This window comes from Pseudomonas sp. BN417, from assembly GCF_029871205.1.
Lineage (GTDB): Bacteria > Pseudomonadota > Gammaproteobacteria > Pseudomonadales > Pseudomonadaceae > Metapseudomonas.
The window spans coordinates 63,117-79,743 of record NZ_SSOJ01000091.1 but is presented as its reverse complement, the minus strand read 5'-3'; the positions used below and the strand labels follow the sequence as shown (position 1 = coordinate 79,743).

The following is a 16,627-nucleotide window of genomic DNA, read 5'->3' as shown; positions in this document are numbered from 1 at the left end:
TTGGAGGGGAGCTAGGAAAGCCGGAGCGATTCATTGCACTAGTTGATATGTATTAATTAGGCCATGAGCATCCCCGGCCCTCTCCACTTGCGTTGATTGTCCAATTGGCAGCAGCCAGCATCTGCACGAGGAACAGGGCAACGAGGAGAAAGACAGCAATGTCCGCAACAACCGAGCAACGCCCTGCCCGCTTGACCTCTTGCATATCCCGGATACTCCGAGCCAATGCAGCACCAGCCTACCTCGGCATGTGCCGCACCGAGTTCAACAAGACTGTGCGCCCCTACGTCCGGGAGTTTCGTATTGGGGTGCAGGGCATCGGCTTTGATCGAGAGGAACTGGACGCCTGCGCGAGCAGAAGATCTAAGGCGTACGCAGGATCCGAACCTGGCGGGAAGCAGCCACTCGTTATCTGATTGAGTACAAGGACCAACCCTCGATAGGTCTCACTGCCATCTATCTGGAGCAGTTGGACACATATATCGGGGACACCCCTGTCACTCACGTCGATGATGAAACGCTGGCCCCGTACATCAAGGATCGTCTGAAACCAGCAAGACCAGCGACGGTAAGGTGAAGCACGGGGTTTCTTACCGAACTGTGAACATCGCCCTGGAGCGTGTCATACGCATCCTCAATCTCTGCGCCAGGAAATGGCGTGACAAGCAGAAGCGTCCCTGGCTCGGCCTGGAAGAAAGCCAGGGTGAGGGCGGCAAAGAAATTCCAGGAACAGTTTTTGCGCCCTGCTCCAGCCGGATTCGCTTCGATCCGTATCCACGACTTGAAGCACAAGTTCGGCCGTAGGCTTCGGGTGGCTGGGGTTACGGAAGAAGACCGGAGAGCTCTTCTGGGGCAAAAGAACGGCAGCATCACCAGTCATTACTCGGCGGCAGAGCTGGGAAAACTGATCGATGAAGCCAACAAGATATCGGTTACCGACTCCCGCAGGCCGGTGCTCACAATACTGAGGAGGAAGACAGGATGAAGAGTCCCGCAAAAGTCCCTGAAACGAAAAAGGCCGGTTCATTTCTGAACCGGCCTTTCTCTGAATATGGTCGGGACGGAGTGATTCGAACACTCGACCCCTTGCACCCCATACAGGTAAGAACCGATCCAACTGCGTCCAAACGATTCCAAGCGGAAAGCATGAGCCCCTTGATTTTACTGGCCTTAAGCCGTTTCCCTGTCCAAAATAGGCTAATGCGATTCGAACAAAGCCAATCTCAATTGGCAACGAATTGGCAACCAGAGAATCTTAATTGGCAACCAATTGGCAACGGAAAAGCTGACCACATGGCCAAGATCACCGACCGTCAAATGACGGCCAAACCGGGAAGTAGTGATAAATGGCTGAGCGAGGTCGCCATCTGGGGGCATGGCAGCCTGGTCGCCCGCATCACCCCCAGCGGAGAACGTCTCTTCTATTTCCGCTATACGAACAGCAGCAGCGAACGTATCACCTATCCCATCGGAACATACAGCCGCGACGGCCTGGAAGGCACCATGACGCTCGCCGAGGCAGGACAGCGGGCCAAGGAGTTCGCGGGCCTGCACAAGGCTGGGATTCGGGATATTCGGGAGCATTTTGAAGCTGAGGAGGCGGCACGCATCGCCGCCCGGGATGCCGATCTAGCGCGCCTCGCCGCAGAAAAAGCCGCCGCAGAAGCAGAACAAGCCCGGCAGGCCGCGAGGAAAAGTGTCTCCGAGCTGTTCGAACACTGGGCCAAGGTCGACCTGATCAACCGCAAGGATGGAGGCGCTGAGGTGCGCCGAATGTTTGAAAAGGACGTACTACCATTCTTGGGCAAGATGGCCGTGGCCGACGTGAAGAAAGGCCACATCACTGAAGTAACCGATGCCCTCCTCGCCCGCGGCGTCAACCGTATGGCCAAGCTTATCTTCAGCCTGATGCGGCAGATGTTCCGCTTTGCAGTGGATCGCGACCTGATAGAGCACGATCCAACCGCCAGTATCCGCAAAGCCAAGATCGGAGGGAAGGATGTCGAGCGCGACCGGGTGTTGAGCGATGACGAGATCCGCTCCCTGGCGGAACTCTCTCCGCATGCCGGTCTGCTACCGTCCACTGAAGCAGCGATTTGGATTGCCCTCTCTACCTGTTGCCGTATAGGCGAACTGCTCAACGCTCGCTGGGAGCACGTTGATCTCACCAAAGGTATCTGGCTCATACCGGCAGAGAACAGCAAAAATGGAAAGTCCCACAGTGTGACGCTTTCTTCGTTTGCCATCCGCCAGTTCGAAAAAGTCAGGGCTCTGAATGGCCACTCCGCTTGGTGCTATCCCAACACCGACGCGAATGGACCTGTCAGCTCGAAGACCGTGACCAAGCAACTCGGCGATAGGCAGCGCCTGCCTGGCCAAAACGTAATGAGTAACCGTAGCGCCAAAGCACAGGCCCTCCTCCTTGCTGGCGGAAAATGGACTCCACACGACCTGAGGCGCACGGGTGCAACAGTCATGACGGCGTTAGGAGTGCTCCCCGAAGTAGCAGAACGCTGCCTAAATCACACAGAAGAGAATAAAGTAAAACGCACCTACCAGCGCCATAGCTACGTGAAGGAAATGGCGGGGGCATGGCATAATCTCGGGGACTACCTACAATCACTCACAACTAGCAGCACCGCAAGTAACTTAACAACAATACAGCAACCTGCATGGTTTTAGCCCCCTTAATTAATCACCTCACCCAATTAACACAATGGAGGCACATACTTACGTTCGCGCCTTTTAGATAAACGACACCCGCTGACGACATAACAGGCCAATTTCCTTCGCTTGTATTAGCAGAAGCCCATAGAACCCTAATTATGACAAAAAAAATACCCTACCTCCTCCCTATTGAGATTGCAGCCCGCAGCACCCGCGAGCTAGTAACCGAAATAAGAGATTACCTTAGCGAAAAAGCAAATAAACTCTGGAGCAAAGAACTAAACTACAAACTAAATCAAGAACTCAAGAAGCTTAGCAGCAAAAAGTCAATAAAGTGGACTGACATTTCGCCCTGCTGGAAAAATCCAACAACCGAGCAAAAACTATCAGAGACCCGAGATTCAAAAATTACAAAAATACACTTTGCATACGCTTCAATCTACTATCACAACGCCTTAGTAAAAATTAACTCCGGCGATGAGCAAAAAGCAGCAAACTTCGCCACTTACGCTGCGTATCACATTGGCGCCCTAGACATTCACATAAAATCCATTGAAGAAAAGAAAAGGAACAAGACGAGAGGGAAAGCCGGTGGACAAGGAAAATCTGGAATCCGAACAAAAGCTCGTACGCGTTTGGCAATGCTTTTAGAAACCCCTCCACCCGGCGAATGGAAAGACATTCCAAGCGCCGCACGCATCCTCGCACCTATTTTGGAAGAATTCATTTTCTCCAATGAATTTGGGAAGGTAATAGAGGATGCCGCAGCGTTCATTATCAACGAAATCGAAAGATCAGGAATCCCGCAGGAGACATTTCACAAGCACAAAAAGACCCTATAGGAATTCAATACGCGTCTCTTTATTCACTTCAAAAAACCTGATCCTACGCTCCAGAAACAGCTCTTCCAGCGCACGATCCAATCTAATTTTCTGGCGCAGCTTATTAGGCCCATACTTTCTAATATAATTTTTCGGAACCCACTCTGCTCCCTCGCGACGCAATCGCCCCAACCAATTATCCAACTCAATTGCGTCCTGCACCTCTTCTGGCAACGGATTTGGAGGCACAAAGATTAAATAAAACTCATCTGAACACCAATGGCATAAATCAATGGCAAAATTCAAGGCTTTCACCGAAATTTTCTCACCCTCCCCTTCAAAAATATGAATCAGAGCAGCCACCCTGGCGATATTTTCAGCCAACTTAGAGGCGTGATCCCGCATCTCACAGAAGCGTCCGCCCTCGGCAATTTCCTCCTCAATGGCATTAAATACCCCGAGCCACCGTTCACAAGCTTCTGGCGAGAATTCAATAACACTTCGCTCATACCCACGCTCGGGGAGCGCATCTAGATTTAGAAGCAGCAACTGCCTTAACCGCTCATTAAAGCTCTCTCGGTGAACCCATGAAAGGGTCCCATTTTTAATGAACCGCTTACCCTGCGTTGTATTTGGCCGACAAACCAAAAACCTAGCCCACAACCCCGACCCTCTCGAAACACACCCAGATCGATCAAGGTATTTTCTAAAAACAGCATCCTGAACCATTATCGCGGTTGTTAGTCTTGCCCCCTCAAGCGAAAAACTCTCGACAGACTTTCGAGAAACATCGATAGCCTCACCACCCCATATTGAGTTCATCTTATAGATGTCCCGCATGGCAGGGCCATTCAGAATACTCCCCCCTTCCCCCGAAATCAGCCCGGCCGACGGAAAGTCCTTATAAAGACCATAAAAAAGTGACTCAGGCGTGGCATCTCCATAAATCAGTTTCATTTGCCGCGGCTTTACCGGCTTATATTTTTCATGATCTAGCAAAGAGGCACGAAGTCCATCCAGCTCTGAATCACTTAGCGAGACCCTCCCTATACTCTTGAGCAATTTCCGCTCAGTAGCCGACCACAACTTCATATCGACAACCCACTTCGCACAGGCCTCCTGGTATTCTGCATCTCGCGCCGACTGAAACTCTCGAATAGCATTTAAGAATACGTTCTCTACTGTAGACTTGCGCTCACCTGAGTCGGCGATTGACAACAACATCAGAGAAACTGGAACGACCTGTCCATTTGGCTTTTGCACATCAAAAACACCCTGAGTCGCCACACTAATAGCAGTCAGGGCCCCAAAAAGAATCAGGGATTTTGGCGCCTGAATATTGTTCTCCACCTCATCGACAGCTCGCCGCAAGAGCTCTCCTGGAATCCGCTGAGGATACGAAGCATTTGTCCTTGGCAGATGACCAAAATGATATTTTTCGCTCATTGATCGGCCCTCTGTCGATCAATGAGCGAAGCCTTTTCATTCACCCTTGCTGCGAGCCATTGATACACAGCCGACTCTAACCAACCGACAGCGCCTCCTTTCCCGCCAGCACCAGACAACCGTATGGGCTTGGGGAAAGAAGCGTCATAGCGCGGTGAATTCGGGTTAATTCGGTCATATACCGTGGACCGCCCCACTCCTAAGCACTTAAGCAGCGACCTTAAGCGCATGACCCTTTCGCCATCCGCGCAGGTGGATACAGAACCTTCAGTACACTCAGCACCAATCTTTTTCATAGCATGGCATCCATCGCAATTGACGGTTTCAATGCTATGCAACCGACTCCCCCTTGGCAGGAGCTGTGCTTGGGTGACGCTTAGGCCCCCAAGCACACCCATTGACTTTCAACTAAAAACATGAACCAAAAGAATTAACAGCCACATCTGCTCACGGTAGGTACCGGCTGATCGCTGCTACTTCTGCTACGAGTAGCAGAAGTAGCAGTCACCAACTATGTAAAACTGCCTTCTGACGCTTACAGCCCCTTACGGGAGCATCCCCATTCGTACGCCTCGAGCCCCCTCGGGCTTCAACCGAAGCTGTTGAGCATCCTTGACCAGGTAGCGCATCGCCTCGTGAACATAGGGGCGGATCTTTCGGTCGTTCCGCAGGATGACACCGATACCCCGCCTATCCTTGTACTTTTCCTTGTCGTGATTGCAGCTGTTGAAGTGGCCCTGCCCCCGAGTGATACGCTCCCACAATTCGCCAATTTGAATGGCCTTATAGACGTCACCCCGCACTTCAGCACCATTGAAGAAGAAGGCGGCATGGATGTGGTAGCCCCTGTCGTCGCCCTGCTCGACGCTGCAGATGTACCCGGTCTCGTGGTCGAAGATCGGGTTACGCTCACGCTCATCAATTAGCCTGTCCAGATCGTCGAATACGTGCTCGACACGCAGCCTGACCTGAGCATCCGAGTAGTAGTAAAGATTGACCCTGACCACGACGGTACGCGAGTAACGATCAAGCACAGCGTCAGCGTAATCAGTGACCCTCCCCTCCTGCTGCCGAGCCTGATAACGGCGATCATTCTTCTTGCGGCGATACCATGGTGCACGGGTCAACTGCCGAATCCGAGCCACCAGGACGTTCATGCTGCGATGGTGATCAAGGTAGGCCGTGCTCTCTTCATTCAGACAGACAGGACCGGCAGTGTTCCGCTCCAACCCGATGTCCTGACAAGCTTCATAGAAGGCTTGCAGGTGTTCGCTGTAGCGGTATTCGTAGCGGTCATCGAATAGGTCGACCATCTGCAGGATGTGGTCGAAGTACCGAGAAAGCCTGGTCTCCTCGATCCGCTCAAATCCCGAGCGTGTTTGCCTGAATCTGAATGCGGGTGTGTCGTGACGTTCGATGGATTGGACAAGTCGTTCGATCTGGATGGCGCGATCGGACTGGGACAGGTGCTCGTAGGTGTTGCGCTTGGTCATGGTGGTGTACCTGGTTGTTTACGACATACCAGATACGGGTTGTGTACTTTTTAACCGATGACCTATCCCCAGGCTTGGGTAGCCTGGGCTGTGTAGGCACTAGTTAAGTCCCTACTGAATGGTTATTGATTGATAGTTGAATACTGTCTATTGGCTATATAAATAAAACCAACATATGCCTAGACGAACTCTCCCATCCAGACAGGGCAATGGGGAGCAACATTGCCACGTCTGCCGAGAGAATTGCCGAACAAGCTTCTGAGAGAGTTATCTGAGCGCACCTACTGCCTCCAGCTTGTTTAAGCACCAACTGCGGAGCATCATCGTGCGAATGTTCAGCCGATTGAAGGAGAGCTGAAGGGTCGGCCCCGCCACGACAAGTTGGCCAGTCTACCCTTGTACGGTCCACGTCATTTCAGCATTTAGGGTGTCTTGGTCTACCACAGAAGGGTGTGGGTCTATAGCCTTTAATAAGCCTCTAAGTTTTTGCGAAACCGCGGCCGGATCAATAGCACGAGGCCGTAACTTAGAGTGTTTTTGGGGCTGCTCCAAGTGTAGAACGACACGCAGCCGAGTACTTTTGAGAATTTCTTTAGCAACTTTTAGCTCGTCAGGATCATTAGCATTAATCTTGGCGGAAACCAAACCTGACAAGGTATCTCTCACCTTGATCGCAACCTCATCTGCCAAGTCAATAGTCTTTGTACGGCGATGCTCTCGGTAATCCTTAACCTCAATCAACCAAGCCATCCTACCCTCTGAGTAAAGGATATCGACTGCCTTGGTACCCCCGAAAGCTTTGTTGAATTGCCTACGATAATGCGCCCACTCATCGTATTTGCTGGCTAAAGCCCCATTTGGGAACTGGAAAGTCAATCGACCTTCCTGAATCACTTGTTCAATCACAGGCATTTTAGCCCTCCAACCCAATAAAGCGGTCGGACTGCTTCAGCTCTTCATCTAGCAGAACTAGAGTTTGAATTTCATCTGGACTATCACCTTGCTCAAGCTCGATCCCTTGCGCCGTTGCCTTCAATGAGAAGTAGCGCTGCTTAACCGCTTTGAACTCGGGTTTTTCCGCCAAAATCTCTAACTCTCGCAGCAGGAAAAGCGAATGACTAGCGACGAACACCTGAATACCTTGCGAACATAGACTCATAATGCTGAGAGCAATTATTTTTATCAGCTTGGGATTAAGATTGGTCTCCGGCTCATCCCAGAACAAATAACCTTGCTCCAACAACGTTCCAGTGCTGATGAGGCGGGCTAGCATAGCCATCTTGCGCAGGCCTTCGGCCACGAGCGGCATCTCCATCTTGCCCTCGCCCGGCACCTGTAAGTAAAAGCGACCAGTCGCCGAGTCGACTACAACTTTGCCGCCCATGGCCTCTTCTAGTGGCTTGACGAGCCTAGCTACAGTCGCTTCTCGTTTGCCCTTAATTGTAGGGTTTCCCAACAAAGAAACTGTATCGCGCCAGCTTTCTTCAAATTCCAAGTGATAATTATCGTAGAGAGGGACAAACCAAGGACATAGAGTCACCAACTCGCGGGTCGGCAGATATACCGGAGATTTATCCAAGCCAATCTTAGGTGACTTTTCTACTTGGACCGCTGTGGTCGCGCGCGTTGCAAAACTAATGGAAAGGTTGTGAGCAGAGGTCTCCATACGCAATGCAATCTCGCATTTGCTCTGCCCCTGCAGCCGCTGCACCAAGCGTCCGAGTGACTCAGGACGAAAGACACCCACTAGTTTATCGGCACAACTTTTCTGCAATGCCGTTTTGCTCAGCTCCCTAGAATCAGCCTGCACTTTCAGCAGTGAGTAGAGCAGTTTGAGTAGTTGGCTCTTGCCACAGCCATTCTCGCCCACTACCACATTCAGGCCTGGCGCGAAACGAAATTCCGCATTGGGAAGCGGGCCAAAGCTCTGGATGCTGGCGCTTTTCAACATAGTGCTATTCCTCAAATATCCAGGGAGCTCTGACGCAGCACCTGAAGCCTTCTACAGAAGCATTAAAATTTCAAGTACGGCCTCCCCGTACCTGGGGTCAGGCGATACTATCCGCGATAAGCCATTTACTCGCTTAAGCGTTGTTGTTTGGCCTTGTATGTCACACTTACCAATCCAACTTCATGTCGGACAGCCGCCATGCACTGAGTACGTACACAGTGCCGGGACGCGCGCTCAGACATTCTCCAAGGCAATCGGATAGCCCTGCGTCTTCATTTCCTTGGCTAGCAGCAGGCCTGCATCCTTCTGAAGATTGTCCTTGAAAGGGATGTATAGTAGCCCCTGAATATCTGACGGGCGCTCCATGTTGTCTTGCTGCTTCATCAGGATGGCAACATTCTTACGGCCAAGCAGCGCCAGCATCATGCCGAGCTCCATAACTACGTTCTGCCGCGCCCTAAATGCCTTCTCATCTTCATGCCTGGCCCGATAGCCCTCGTCATCGGGAGTCGCAAGCACCACAGCGAATCTCACTTCAGCGGTGTACTTTTCGAGCTTCTCGATTATGGTCTGTCCTTCTGACGGCAGTTGATCCAGAATCAAAGGCTCTAGCTTCCAACGACGAAGCATCGCCTCAAGCTCGTTGCGCGCAGCCGCATCGTGTCCATACACGACAAACACCTTACTCAGAACTGGCTTGGCTGCCGCCACCCCCTGGGGCACTGCCGCGACGGGCAGAGTTGGCTGAACTCCAAGACACTCTTTGACGGCGTTTTGGTTCTTACCTTGAACATTGAAATTGCCGGTATGGTAGCTGTTGACGATGGCACCATTTTGCAACCGAAGCTGCGTGCCCGTACCATTTGTTAGCCCAGACTCAGCTGCGATATGTAAACCACTCGCATGGAGGCAGGCCTTAATCTCATCAAGTGTCATGGGGTGTCCTTCCCGTTAAATTTCTAGCCAATAATTTCGAGGTAAGGGTTCTTGTCGACAATCGCAGCCTGAGACTTCCGCTTGAGCAGTGCCAATAGGTCTTCTTGACGCTGCAGGAGCATCACGATCTCTTGCAACGAGCAGAGAAAAGTGGTGCGTTGATTAAGGAACTCCGCACACTGCTTGATGACCGGCTCAGTGAAGCCGCTTGTTGAAATAAAAATTCCGCTCGCGTTCGCCCTACCAAAGACGCGTACGAGGTGTGGGCCAAATTCTGCGACTCCGACAGGGTCTTTTAGCCACTTCATTTCAACAAGGTGAATTGAGCCATTCAGCTCGATCACACCATCAATCTGCTCAAGTACGACCGCGCTGTCCGGGTCCTTTCGGCGGAAATCCTCTCGAACAGTGATGCCGTAAGCCGTGAAGAGGTCGTTCAATACAGATTCGAGTAGCTTGCCCCGTTCCTGCGGCCTGTCGTCCATGCCGAACAAAGCAAAAAGTCGCTTGCTCACGTCATCGATCCTGGCGCGTTTTTCGGCAGCGGCCGCTTGCTCTTTACGCTGGCGAGCAACCACCTGCTCCCGCTCAGCATCGCGCTCTTGCTTCATGCGAGTGAAGGAATCCTTGACATTTACTGTCTTGCTCAGCTCGGAAACCAGGCCCTTAGCCTTGAGTCGGTCACTGTCCCAGCAGGTATCGAAGTTGTCGAATTCAGTGACTCGCTTAATGATTTCACGGCGCGCACGGAGGCCGCTATCACCACGTGCATTCAACTTGGTGAGTACGTTGCGAACGATTTCAAACTTGTTGATGGCGCCACGGTTGGCCCGGACGATGTGTGCGACCTCTGCAAGATCCTCTTGAGAGATTCCTGCGCCTTGGAGGAAGAGAACCACGTCTTGCTTACTCCGGCACAGCAGCGGGATCGTATCCACCAGCAGATTGAACACTTCAGGCGGATAATGAAACTCACTTGCCATGCTTTCGTTCCCTGTGGCTAAAGGCCGAGTCTAATCTATGGAGCGCTTGCAAGGTATGGGATTTCCCCGCAGTTAAGGTCACTGCCGTAGAAACGAAATCACTGCCCCGGCAATTGGTTGATTCGATTCGAAAAAAACTCAGTCCTACATAACCGCAATGACATCACTACCAAGGAGGTTCGCCCCATGTCATTGCAGTGCCCTCGCTGTCACTCCCCCAACGTCGCTTCCTTCCATCACGCCATGAAAGTCGGCGCGGCCATCGGCACCGTGGGCGGTGTGGTCCGCGGCGTCAGCGCTGCTCTCGCTGGCGGAAACGCTGGCGGGATGCTCGGCGCTATCGGCGGGCCTGTCGGCATTACCCTCGGATCCGTGTCGGGCGCCATCCTCGGCGGGCTGGCCGGTGGTGTAGGTGGCTGCGCACTTGGCGCTCAGTTGGGTGAGTCGCTGGACCGCCACGTCCTGGCCCACAACCTGTGCTTGCTCTGCGGGCATCGCTTCAATCTGCCGGCCTGATCTGGCCCTCCCTCTCCTCTCATTTCATTCATCCGGTCGGTGCTGCGCCTCGCGCAGCGCTTTATGCCGACTTGCATCCAAAGGAGTCTTCAGATGGCACATTTCGTAGAAACCATGGCTTACGCTGGCGCTACCCCCTGGCATGGCCTGGGCAATCAGCTCACTCAGAAACAGCCCATCGAGGTCTGGCAGCGCGAAGCCGGCATGGATTGGCAGATACTCGAAAGCCCCGTGCACTTCAAGTCGGATGCCGTCGGCCACCTGGGCGCTATCCACTCCTTCCCCGAACAGAAGGTGCTTTACCGCTCGGACACCAAGGCACCGTTGTCGGTGGTCTCCCAGCGCTACCACACCGTGCAGCCCCGCGAAGTGCTGGAGTTCTACCGCGACCTGACCGAGGTTTCCGGCTACGAGCTGGAAACCGCCGGCGTGCTCAAGGGCGGTCGTAAGTTCTGGGCGCTGGCGCGTACGGGGCAAGGCTCCACGCTGAAGGGTAACGACCAAGTGAATGGGTATCTCCTACTGGCCACCTCCTGCGACGGCACCCTGGCCACCACGGCGACGCCGACTACGGTGCGCGTGGTGTGCAACAACACCCTGACCATTGCCTTGGACGGCACCAGCCGGGCGATCAAGGTGCCGCACAACACGCGCTTCGATCCCAAGGCGGTGAAGAAGCAGCTCGGCATCGCCGTCTCGCAATGGGACGACTTCATGTACCGCATGCGCACGTTGGCCGAACGCAAGGTGCAGTGGCATGAGGCGCTGGGCTTCTTCATGAACGTGCTGTGCGAGACCGGCCCGACCGACGCGCTGCCAGAGCAACTGCCCAACGAGCGTGCCCTGCGTAAGGTGCAGGAGCTGTATGAAGGCCGTGGTCGCGGTAGCCAGCTGGACTCGGCACGCGGTACCGCCTGGGGCCTGCTCAACGCCGTGACCGAGTACGTCGATCACGAACGGCGCGCACGCAGCAATGAATACCGCATGGACTCGGCCTGGTTCGGTCAGGGTGCGCAGATCAAGCAGCGCGCCCTGGGTGCCGCTCTGCGTCTCGCCGCTTAACCCTCAGTTACAACCACCCTCGCGCCCGGTCAACCTTGTGCTGATCGGGCGTTTTTTGTCCGCAAGGTGAACCGCATGAAAGCAACGTCATTGAATGGCAGCACTCGTAAAGCGCGCCCTGCCCTACGCCTGATCAGCACCAAGGAGCTGCCGCGCGAGGACTGGCTGCAGATCCGCAAGCAAGGCATCGGCAGCTCGGATGCGGCCGCCGCCGTGGGCCTCAATCCATACAAGTCGCAGCTGGAGCTGTGGCTGGAGAAGACTGGCCGCGATACCGGGCTACCGAAGGCCGACCCTCAGGATGAGGAAAGCCCGCTGTATTGGGGCAATGTGCTGGAGCCCATCGTGGCCTGGCATTACAGCAAGCGTACCCACAAAAAGGTGCGGCGCATAAATGCCGTGCTGCAACATCCGGATCCCGCGCTGTCCTGGATGCTGGCCAATATCGACCGCGAGGTGATCGGTGCGGACGAAGTGCAGATCCTCGAATGCAAGACCGCTGGCATAAACGGGGCACGCCTCTGGAAAGAAGGCGTGCCTGAGTATGTGCAGTTGCAGGTAATGCACCAACTCGCCGTCACCGGCAAGCAGGCGGCGGATGTGGCAGTGCTGCTCGGTGGTCAGACGCTGGAGATCCACCGCATCCAGCGAGACGAGCAGATGATCGCCCGCCTGATCGAACTGGAGCGCAAGTTCTGGCACTACGTGGAGACCGACACGCCACCGCCGGCGGATGGTACGGATTCCGCTGAGTCGGCTCTGCGCTGCCTCTATCCGGAGGACAACGGCCAGACTGTCGACTTCAGCAGCCATGCTGGGCTAACCGCTGTCTACATCGAACTCAAGGCGGTGAGGCAGTCGATTGCCGACAAGGAAAAACGCGAAGCCGAACTTAAGCAGATTCTGCAGCAGGCCATGGGCGAAGCAAGCCGAGCGGCGTTCAGCCACGGATCCGTCAGCTGGAAAAAAGCCAAGACCAGCAGCGTGCTCGACGTGGAACGACTGCTCAAAGACAAGCCCTACCTGCAAGTGCGTTACGCCAAGCTCAAGGAAGGCAGTCGGCGCTTCCTGATCAACTGATCCCCCTCAATCACTTCCCCCTTGGCCATCTCGGCGACACCTGTTGCCCGGATGGCCTTTTTCATTTCCAGGAGAACACCATGCTAAAAGGCCTGGCGATTACCCCACCCGTGCTCGGGCGCATTTCCATCGGCAAGGTCGTCGAGAAAAACGGCAAGCGTCTGCCGGAGAAGGATGATCAGTTCACCATCACCTCCCAGGTGCAGGGCCGGGATGGCTGGCTACTGCACCCGCTCAACGACGAGCTGCGCCAGGGTCAGGACGGCAAGCTGCGCAGCCTCCCGATTCGCCTGCTGTTCAACGAGCCGGAGCTGAATTTCCGCGCTGACTACACCCTCTTCGACCGGCAATCCGGACGCCCTCTCTGTGTCGGCAACGGCGAGACCTGCAAGCGTGTCACCCAGGATGGCATGCAGTCCCTGCCCTGCCCTTCGCCGGATGCCTGTCCGCTGGCCAAGGGGGGTGCCTGCAAGCCCTATGGCCGGCTGAACGTGGTCATTGGCGATGAGGATCCGCTGGGCACCTTCGTGTTCCGTACGACAGGCTTCAATAGCATCCGCACCCTGGCTGCACGCCTGCAGTACTTCCAGGCCATCTCCGGCAATCGACTGGCCTGCTTGTCGCTGGAACTTCGCCTGCGCGGCAAGTCGACCCGACAAAGCCATGGCACGCCCATTTTCTACGTCGACATCACCGTGCGCAGCGGGATGGACATGACCGCGGCACTGCAGGCGGCCAAAGAAATGGATGAGGTGCGCCGGGCGGCCGGTTTCGATCAGGCCGCTTTGGATAATGCTGCGCGGCAGGGACTTGGCAAAGGGGCCTTCGAGGATAACGAGGAAGACAGTGGCGCCCTTGTCGAAGAGTTCTTCCCGCTCCCTGATCCGAACAAAACCGAGGCGGATTCCGCAACACCGAGCAAACCTACGCTAGCGGACAAGCTGGAATCGCTGGCTACCGAAGCCTCCTTGGCTGGAGTCTCACGATGACACTGCTTCGATTCATCCTCTGCGTATTCGTCTTCATTGGGTCAATGGCCGCCGCGGGAGCGTTCGTCTTGGCCTGCGCGCTGCTGCTGCGCTTTCCGCTTGTCCTGATCGCGGTACTGCTGGCGTGTGGACTTTTCGTCGGCGTGCTGAGAAGGCCCGGAAACCGGAGCTCCGCCATAGCCCCGCACGACGACGGCTGGTAATGCGAATACCGACACTGCCCGCCACAACATCATGACGTTCAACCGGACTTCGAAATCGAGAAATACCCGATCGATAACAGGATCGTCGTCAAATTCAAGAAGTGATTCATCCTCAAGAGGCATACCAACTTGAAAATCATCAAACTGACTATTCTGACCAGTCTCGCTGCTGCAGCTCTTCCGGCCATGGCGGCCGAGTACGTGCTCGGCGTTGACTACCAGCCCTGCGAAGAGAAGCTAAGCGAGATCATCTTCCCGCCGATCAAATACCGCAACTGCACCACCCCCGGCACCAAACTCAGCTACAGCGAGGTCTACACCGCCCAAAACGGCAGCCAAATGGTGCGAGAAGTTGAAGGTAAGTTCCTGGTCGAATGCAGCAACTCGCGTGTCTGTTCCTCGGTCGGCTCTCCGACCTACCAGCGCGGCTTCTTCGCCGGTAACGGTGACAAGGGTAAGTACATGCTGACCTATCGCTTCTACCTCGACGAGGACTACAACGGCAATGTGGTGGCTTACGCCATCGGTCGTGGTCCGAAATACAATGAAGACCCGGTGGGCAATCCTTGGGCCTCGGAAAAAGGTGGTGCGCCGGTGGCTCCCGGTGGTGAAGCCTGGGATGAGGAGAACGAATGACCGGGATCGGTTCCTTCGATCTGATGCGGGACGTCACGCAACCCGTCTAAATAGAACGCGAAGATAGGAGGCCACCCGGCCTCCTGACTTGGTTTATTTTTTGTCGGAAACTACGCATGCCACTGACGAATTCACTTTGGCAGCGACGGTGCAGAACCTGCGTCGCATGGCCAAGCTTTTGCCCCAAGGGCCACCGCTCACGGGATAGGTACGCCTGCGGCGAGCAGAAACCCTCGAATTAACCTTCAAACCTGAGCCGGGACGCTCAGTGAAACGCCGAAAGGCAACTTGAAGTGGCTTGCAGCCACTTCGAAAGCAGGCGCACCTGGCTGAGTGGCTGCCGCAGAACTGCCTTTTTCAACAGAATCGTCCCATTTCTGACGCTCGGGCCTGTCCATGATGCCTGGGCTTGTTCAGTTAGAGCTCACCGTCCGGAGCTCCATCCTCCGCGGCCCCGTCCTTGGAATAGTCCCTGCACCAGGAGTAGAACTTGGCAAATCCAGCCGCTGTGCCGAAACCCACCGCAACAGCTGCAACCACTGGGGCAGCAGTGACTACAAGGGGCGCAGTCGACAGGCCTATTGCAACGGATAGGGCGGACAAGCCGGTTGGAGCCGCCGCCGCAGCAGCCGTACCAGTGATCGCCGACACCGCCCCAGTGAGACCCGCGAGAGCGGTCGTCGACTGTGCTAGACGCCTGTGCTCAAGCTCCCTCCGGATTTTCTGTCTTAGGTTACCCATATGCTCTTTCGTGAGGTCTAACGTTTGGCTAAGGGGCGACCAAGAGCGCAGCTATTAGACGTCCCGAGTGAGCAAAGCGAACGACTGGAGCCAATTGTTAGATTGCCCAATCTGAACGCAGGAACTGATGCCAATGCCGAGCATAACCGACGGAGCGAACGGCGTGTCGGGTTTGGCCCGAAAAGTTATTTGTGACGCGCACATTACTTAGAAAGCAACTCCAGGCACCAATGCGGTAGAGGTTCGTTGCAATCGTGAGCTAGGTAGCTGCAGTGAGGCCCTCGCTACGATCCTGCATCATTCCACTGGTGCCCCTTTCTCCACGCTGTGCCTGGCAAGCGCTCTGTTCCAGGAGCTGTCCATTGGTGTAATTGGAACATGGACAGTCAGCCTATGGCTCCTTACCCTACAGTGGCTCAAGCTAGGGTAAGCACCCTTCGGAATTATGCAGGCTAAGGAAAACAGATGGCCGAGGTTTTTCAGTTCTTCACCTATATCTCAATTGCCAGCCTGATTCTTTACTGCTTTGCGTGGCTAGTGACGCCTACGGCGTCATACCTGCCCAGCGATGAGACGAAAAACACGTTGAGCTTTCTTTGGGGGGCTCTTTTTGCTTATCTCTTCTACGCATACCTCTTTATCGGCTGGTACCGCTACGGCTTCAAAAGGACATTCTGGATACTCATTGGCTGCTTGGCCTCTGTAGTGCTTATTCCTAGTCTTCTTGTTGAAGATTCAGATGATCTGACCATGTATTCGATCTTGATGGCCGTCTCGGTTCGCGCGATAGCAGGTGCTTGGGTTGCCAGAAATGATTGCCAGTGGCGTCACATGACCGCAGAAAGCAGACGCCAGGCGCGACTGGATAAGAAAGCCCTGAAGACCCTCAATCCAAACGTGCCCCAAGATCAGACCAACAAGGTTTCCGAGCCAACCTGAAACCTTGGACTACGTCCTTGCGTTTTGCCGCCAGTCTTGCGGGTGGTTACGGGCTGACTAAAGTCGAAAGCCAGGCCTATCCGTGGATTTCCGTCGCCGTAGCAAACGGTTTCCCAATTTCCACGTGGTGAGTTGGTGCGGTCCTCGGGGTAATTTTTCGCCGC

General features: G+C 54.7%; 16 protein-coding genes and 1 pseudogene. 9 read left to right on the top strand and 8 right to left on the bottom strand.

Annotation, left to right across the window (positions count from 1 at the left end):
* Window positions 1-343 precede the first annotated feature (343 nt).
* The 3 genes and pseudogenes from E8F11_RS11195 to E8F11_RS11185 all read left to right on the top strand — a co-directional run.
* A pseudogene (locus E8F11_RS11195) lies at window positions 344-985 on the top strand (site-specific integrase); the annotation flags it as partial.
* A 308-nt stretch (window positions 986-1,293) separates the two neighbouring features.
* Window positions 1,294-2,682, top strand: a complete 1,389-nt coding sequence (locus E8F11_RS11190) for a site-specific integrase (RefSeq protein ID WP_280288961.1) — start codon at window positions 1,294-1,296, stop codon at window positions 2,680-2,682.
* Between the two features lie 143 nt (window positions 2,683-2,825).
* Window positions 2,826-3,509 (top strand): hypothetical protein, encoded by a 684-nt coding sequence (locus E8F11_RS11185; RefSeq protein ID WP_280288902.1) that lies wholly within the window; start codon window positions 2,826-2,828, stop codon window positions 3,507-3,509.
* On the opposite strand, the gene E8F11_RS11180 is transcribed toward E8F11_RS11185, so the two are convergent.
* The 7 genes from E8F11_RS11180 to E8F11_RS11150 all read right to left on the bottom strand — a co-directional run bounded on the left by E8F11_RS11180 (window position 3,504) and on the right by E8F11_RS11150 (window position 10,297).
* Complete coding sequence (locus E8F11_RS11180; RefSeq protein WP_280288901.1) at window positions 3,504-4,934, bottom strand: DUF3987 domain-containing protein; 1,431 nt, start codon at window positions 4,932-4,934, stop codon at window positions 3,504-3,506. The two genes, E8F11_RS11185 and E8F11_RS11180, sit on opposite strands and share 6 nt — an antisense overlap.
* Window positions 4,931-5,164, bottom strand: a complete 234-nt coding sequence (locus tag E8F11_RS11175) for an AlpA family phage regulatory protein (RefSeq protein WP_280288960.1) — start codon at window positions 5,162-5,164, stop codon at window positions 4,931-4,933. The genes E8F11_RS11180 and E8F11_RS11175 overlap by 4 nt, the downstream gene beginning before the upstream one ends.
* 315 nt (window positions 5,165-5,479) lie before the next feature.
* Window positions 5,480-6,427 carry an inovirus-type Gp2 protein gene (locus tag E8F11_RS11170; protein ID WP_280288900.1) on the bottom strand — a complete coding sequence of 316 codons (948 nt, stop codon included), beginning with the start codon at window positions 6,425-6,427 and terminating at the stop codon, window positions 5,480-5,482.
* 390 nt (window positions 6,428-6,817) lie between these two features.
* Complete coding sequence (locus tag E8F11_RS11165; protein ID WP_280288899.1) at window positions 6,818-7,339, bottom strand: hypothetical protein; 522 nt, start codon at window positions 7,337-7,339, stop codon at window positions 6,818-6,820.
* A gap of 1 nt (window position 7,340) precedes the next feature.
* Window positions 7,341-8,378 (bottom strand): AAA family ATPase, encoded by a 1,038-nt coding sequence (locus E8F11_RS11160; protein WP_280288898.1) that lies wholly within the window; start codon window positions 8,376-8,378, stop codon window positions 7,341-7,343.
* A 234-nt stretch (window positions 8,379-8,612) separates the two neighbouring features.
* Window positions 8,613-9,314, bottom strand: coding sequence for a TIR domain-containing protein (locus tag E8F11_RS11155; RefSeq protein ID WP_280288897.1), 702 nt, complete (start codon window positions 9,312-9,314; stop codon window positions 8,613-8,615).
* 23 nt (window positions 9,315-9,337) lie between these two features.
* The gene (locus E8F11_RS11150; protein WP_280288896.1) at window positions 9,338-10,297 is read right to left on the bottom strand and encodes a restriction endonuclease; all 960 of its coding nucleotides are present in this window, start codon (window positions 10,295-10,297) and stop codon (window positions 9,338-9,340) included.
* A gap of 186 nt (window positions 10,298-10,483) precedes the next feature.
* Here E8F11_RS11150 and E8F11_RS11145 point away from each other — a divergent pair, with 186 nt between their 5' ends.
* The 4 genes from E8F11_RS11145 (at window position 10,484) to E8F11_RS11130 (ending at window position 13,944) form a co-directional block, all read left to right on the top strand.
* A complete protein-coding gene (locus E8F11_RS11145; RefSeq protein ID WP_280288895.1) occupies window positions 10,484-10,813 on the top strand; it encodes a hypothetical protein in 330 nt (109 codons plus the stop codon).
* A 93-nt stretch (window positions 10,814-10,906) separates the two neighbouring features.
* Window positions 10,907-11,875 carry a DUF932 domain-containing protein gene (locus tag E8F11_RS11140; RefSeq protein ID WP_280288894.1) on the top strand — a complete coding sequence of 323 codons (969 nt, stop codon included), beginning with the start codon at window positions 10,907-10,909 and terminating at the stop codon, window positions 11,873-11,875.
* Between the two features lie 75 nt (window positions 11,876-11,950).
* Window positions 11,951-12,955 (top strand): lambda-exonuclease family protein, encoded by a 1,005-nt coding sequence (locus E8F11_RS11135; protein WP_280288959.1) that lies wholly within the window; start codon window positions 11,951-11,953, stop codon window positions 12,953-12,955.
* 80 nt (window positions 12,956-13,035) lie between these two features.
* On the top strand, window positions 13,036-13,944 hold the full coding sequence (locus E8F11_RS11130; RefSeq protein ID WP_280288893.1) for a hydrolase or metal-binding protein: 909 nt from the start codon (window positions 13,036-13,038) through the stop codon (window positions 13,942-13,944).
* A gap of 41 nt (window positions 13,945-13,985) precedes the next feature.
* Here the strand turns inward: E8F11_RS11130 and E8F11_RS30170 are convergent, their stop codons facing one another.
* Window positions 13,986-14,270 carry a hypothetical protein gene (locus E8F11_RS30170; protein ID WP_348529764.1) on the bottom strand — a complete coding sequence of 95 codons (285 nt, stop codon included), beginning with the start codon at window positions 14,268-14,270 and terminating at the stop codon, window positions 13,986-13,988.
* Between the two features lie 6 nt (window positions 14,271-14,276).
* Here E8F11_RS30170 and E8F11_RS11120 point away from each other — a divergent pair, with 6 nt between their 5' ends.
* Together E8F11_RS11120 and E8F11_RS11110 are read left to right on the top strand one after the other, a co-directional pair.
* Window positions 14,277-14,783, top strand: coding sequence for a hypothetical protein (locus tag E8F11_RS11120; protein ID WP_280288891.1), 507 nt, complete (start codon window positions 14,277-14,279; stop codon window positions 14,781-14,783).
* Window positions 14,784-15,989: 1,206 nt separating this feature from the next.
* Window positions 15,990-16,463 carry a hypothetical protein gene (locus E8F11_RS11110; RefSeq protein WP_280288890.1) on the top strand — a complete coding sequence of 158 codons (474 nt, stop codon included), beginning with the start codon at window positions 15,990-15,992 and terminating at the stop codon, window positions 16,461-16,463.
* Window positions 16,464-16,627: the final 164 nt, after the last annotated feature.

Coding starts and splice junctions, on each gene's coding strand:
- E8F11_RS11170 (WP_280288900.1), bottom strand. CDS start 6,427: ATGACCAAGCGCAACACCTACGAGCACCTGTCCCAGTCCGATCGCGCC.
- E8F11_RS11110 (WP_280288890.1), top strand. CDS start 15,990: ATGGCCGAGGTTTTTCAGTTCTTCACCTATATCTCAATTGCCAGCCTG.
- E8F11_RS11145 (WP_280288895.1), top strand. CDS start 10,484: ATGTCATTGCAGTGCCCTCGCTGTCACTCCCCCAACGTCGCTTCCTTC.
- E8F11_RS11185 (WP_280288902.1), top strand. CDS start 2,826: ATGACAAAAAAAATACCCTACCTCCTCCCTATTGAGATTGCAGCCCGC.
- E8F11_RS11180 (WP_280288901.1), bottom strand. CDS start 4,934: ATGAGCGAAAAATATCATTTTGGTCATCTGCCAAGGACAAATGCTTCG.
- E8F11_RS11175 (WP_280288960.1), bottom strand. CDS start 5,164: ATGCGCTTAAGGTCGCTGCTTAAGTGCTTAGGAGTGGGGCGGTCCACG.
- E8F11_RS11130 (WP_280288893.1), top strand. CDS start 13,036: ATGCTAAAAGGCCTGGCGATTACCCCACCCGTGCTCGGGCGCATTTCC.
- E8F11_RS11140 (WP_280288894.1), top strand. CDS start 10,907: ATGGCACATTTCGTAGAAACCATGGCTTACGCTGGCGCTACCCCCTGG.
- E8F11_RS11160 (WP_280288898.1), bottom strand. CDS start 8,378: ATGTTGAAAAGCGCCAGCATCCAGAGCTTTGGCCCGCTTCCCAATGCG.
- E8F11_RS11165 (WP_280288899.1), bottom strand. CDS start 7,339: ATGCCTGTGATTGAACAAGTGATTCAGGAAGGTCGATTGACTTTCCAG.
- E8F11_RS11155 (WP_280288897.1), bottom strand. CDS start 9,314: ATGACACTTGATGAGATTAAGGCCTGCCTCCATGCGAGTGGTTTACAT.
- E8F11_RS11150 (WP_280288896.1), bottom strand. CDS start 10,297: ATGGCAAGTGAGTTTCATTATCCGCCTGAAGTGTTCAATCTGCTGGTG.
- E8F11_RS11135 (WP_280288959.1), top strand. CDS start 11,951: ATGAAAGCAACGTCATTGAATGGCAGCACTCGTAAAGCGCGCCCTGCC.
- E8F11_RS30170 (WP_348529764.1), bottom strand. CDS start 14,270: ATGCCTCTTGAGGATGAATCACTTCTTGAATTTGACGACGATCCTGTT.
- E8F11_RS11190 (WP_280288961.1), top strand. CDS start 1,294: ATGGCCAAGATCACCGACCGTCAAATGACGGCCAAACCGGGAAGTAGT.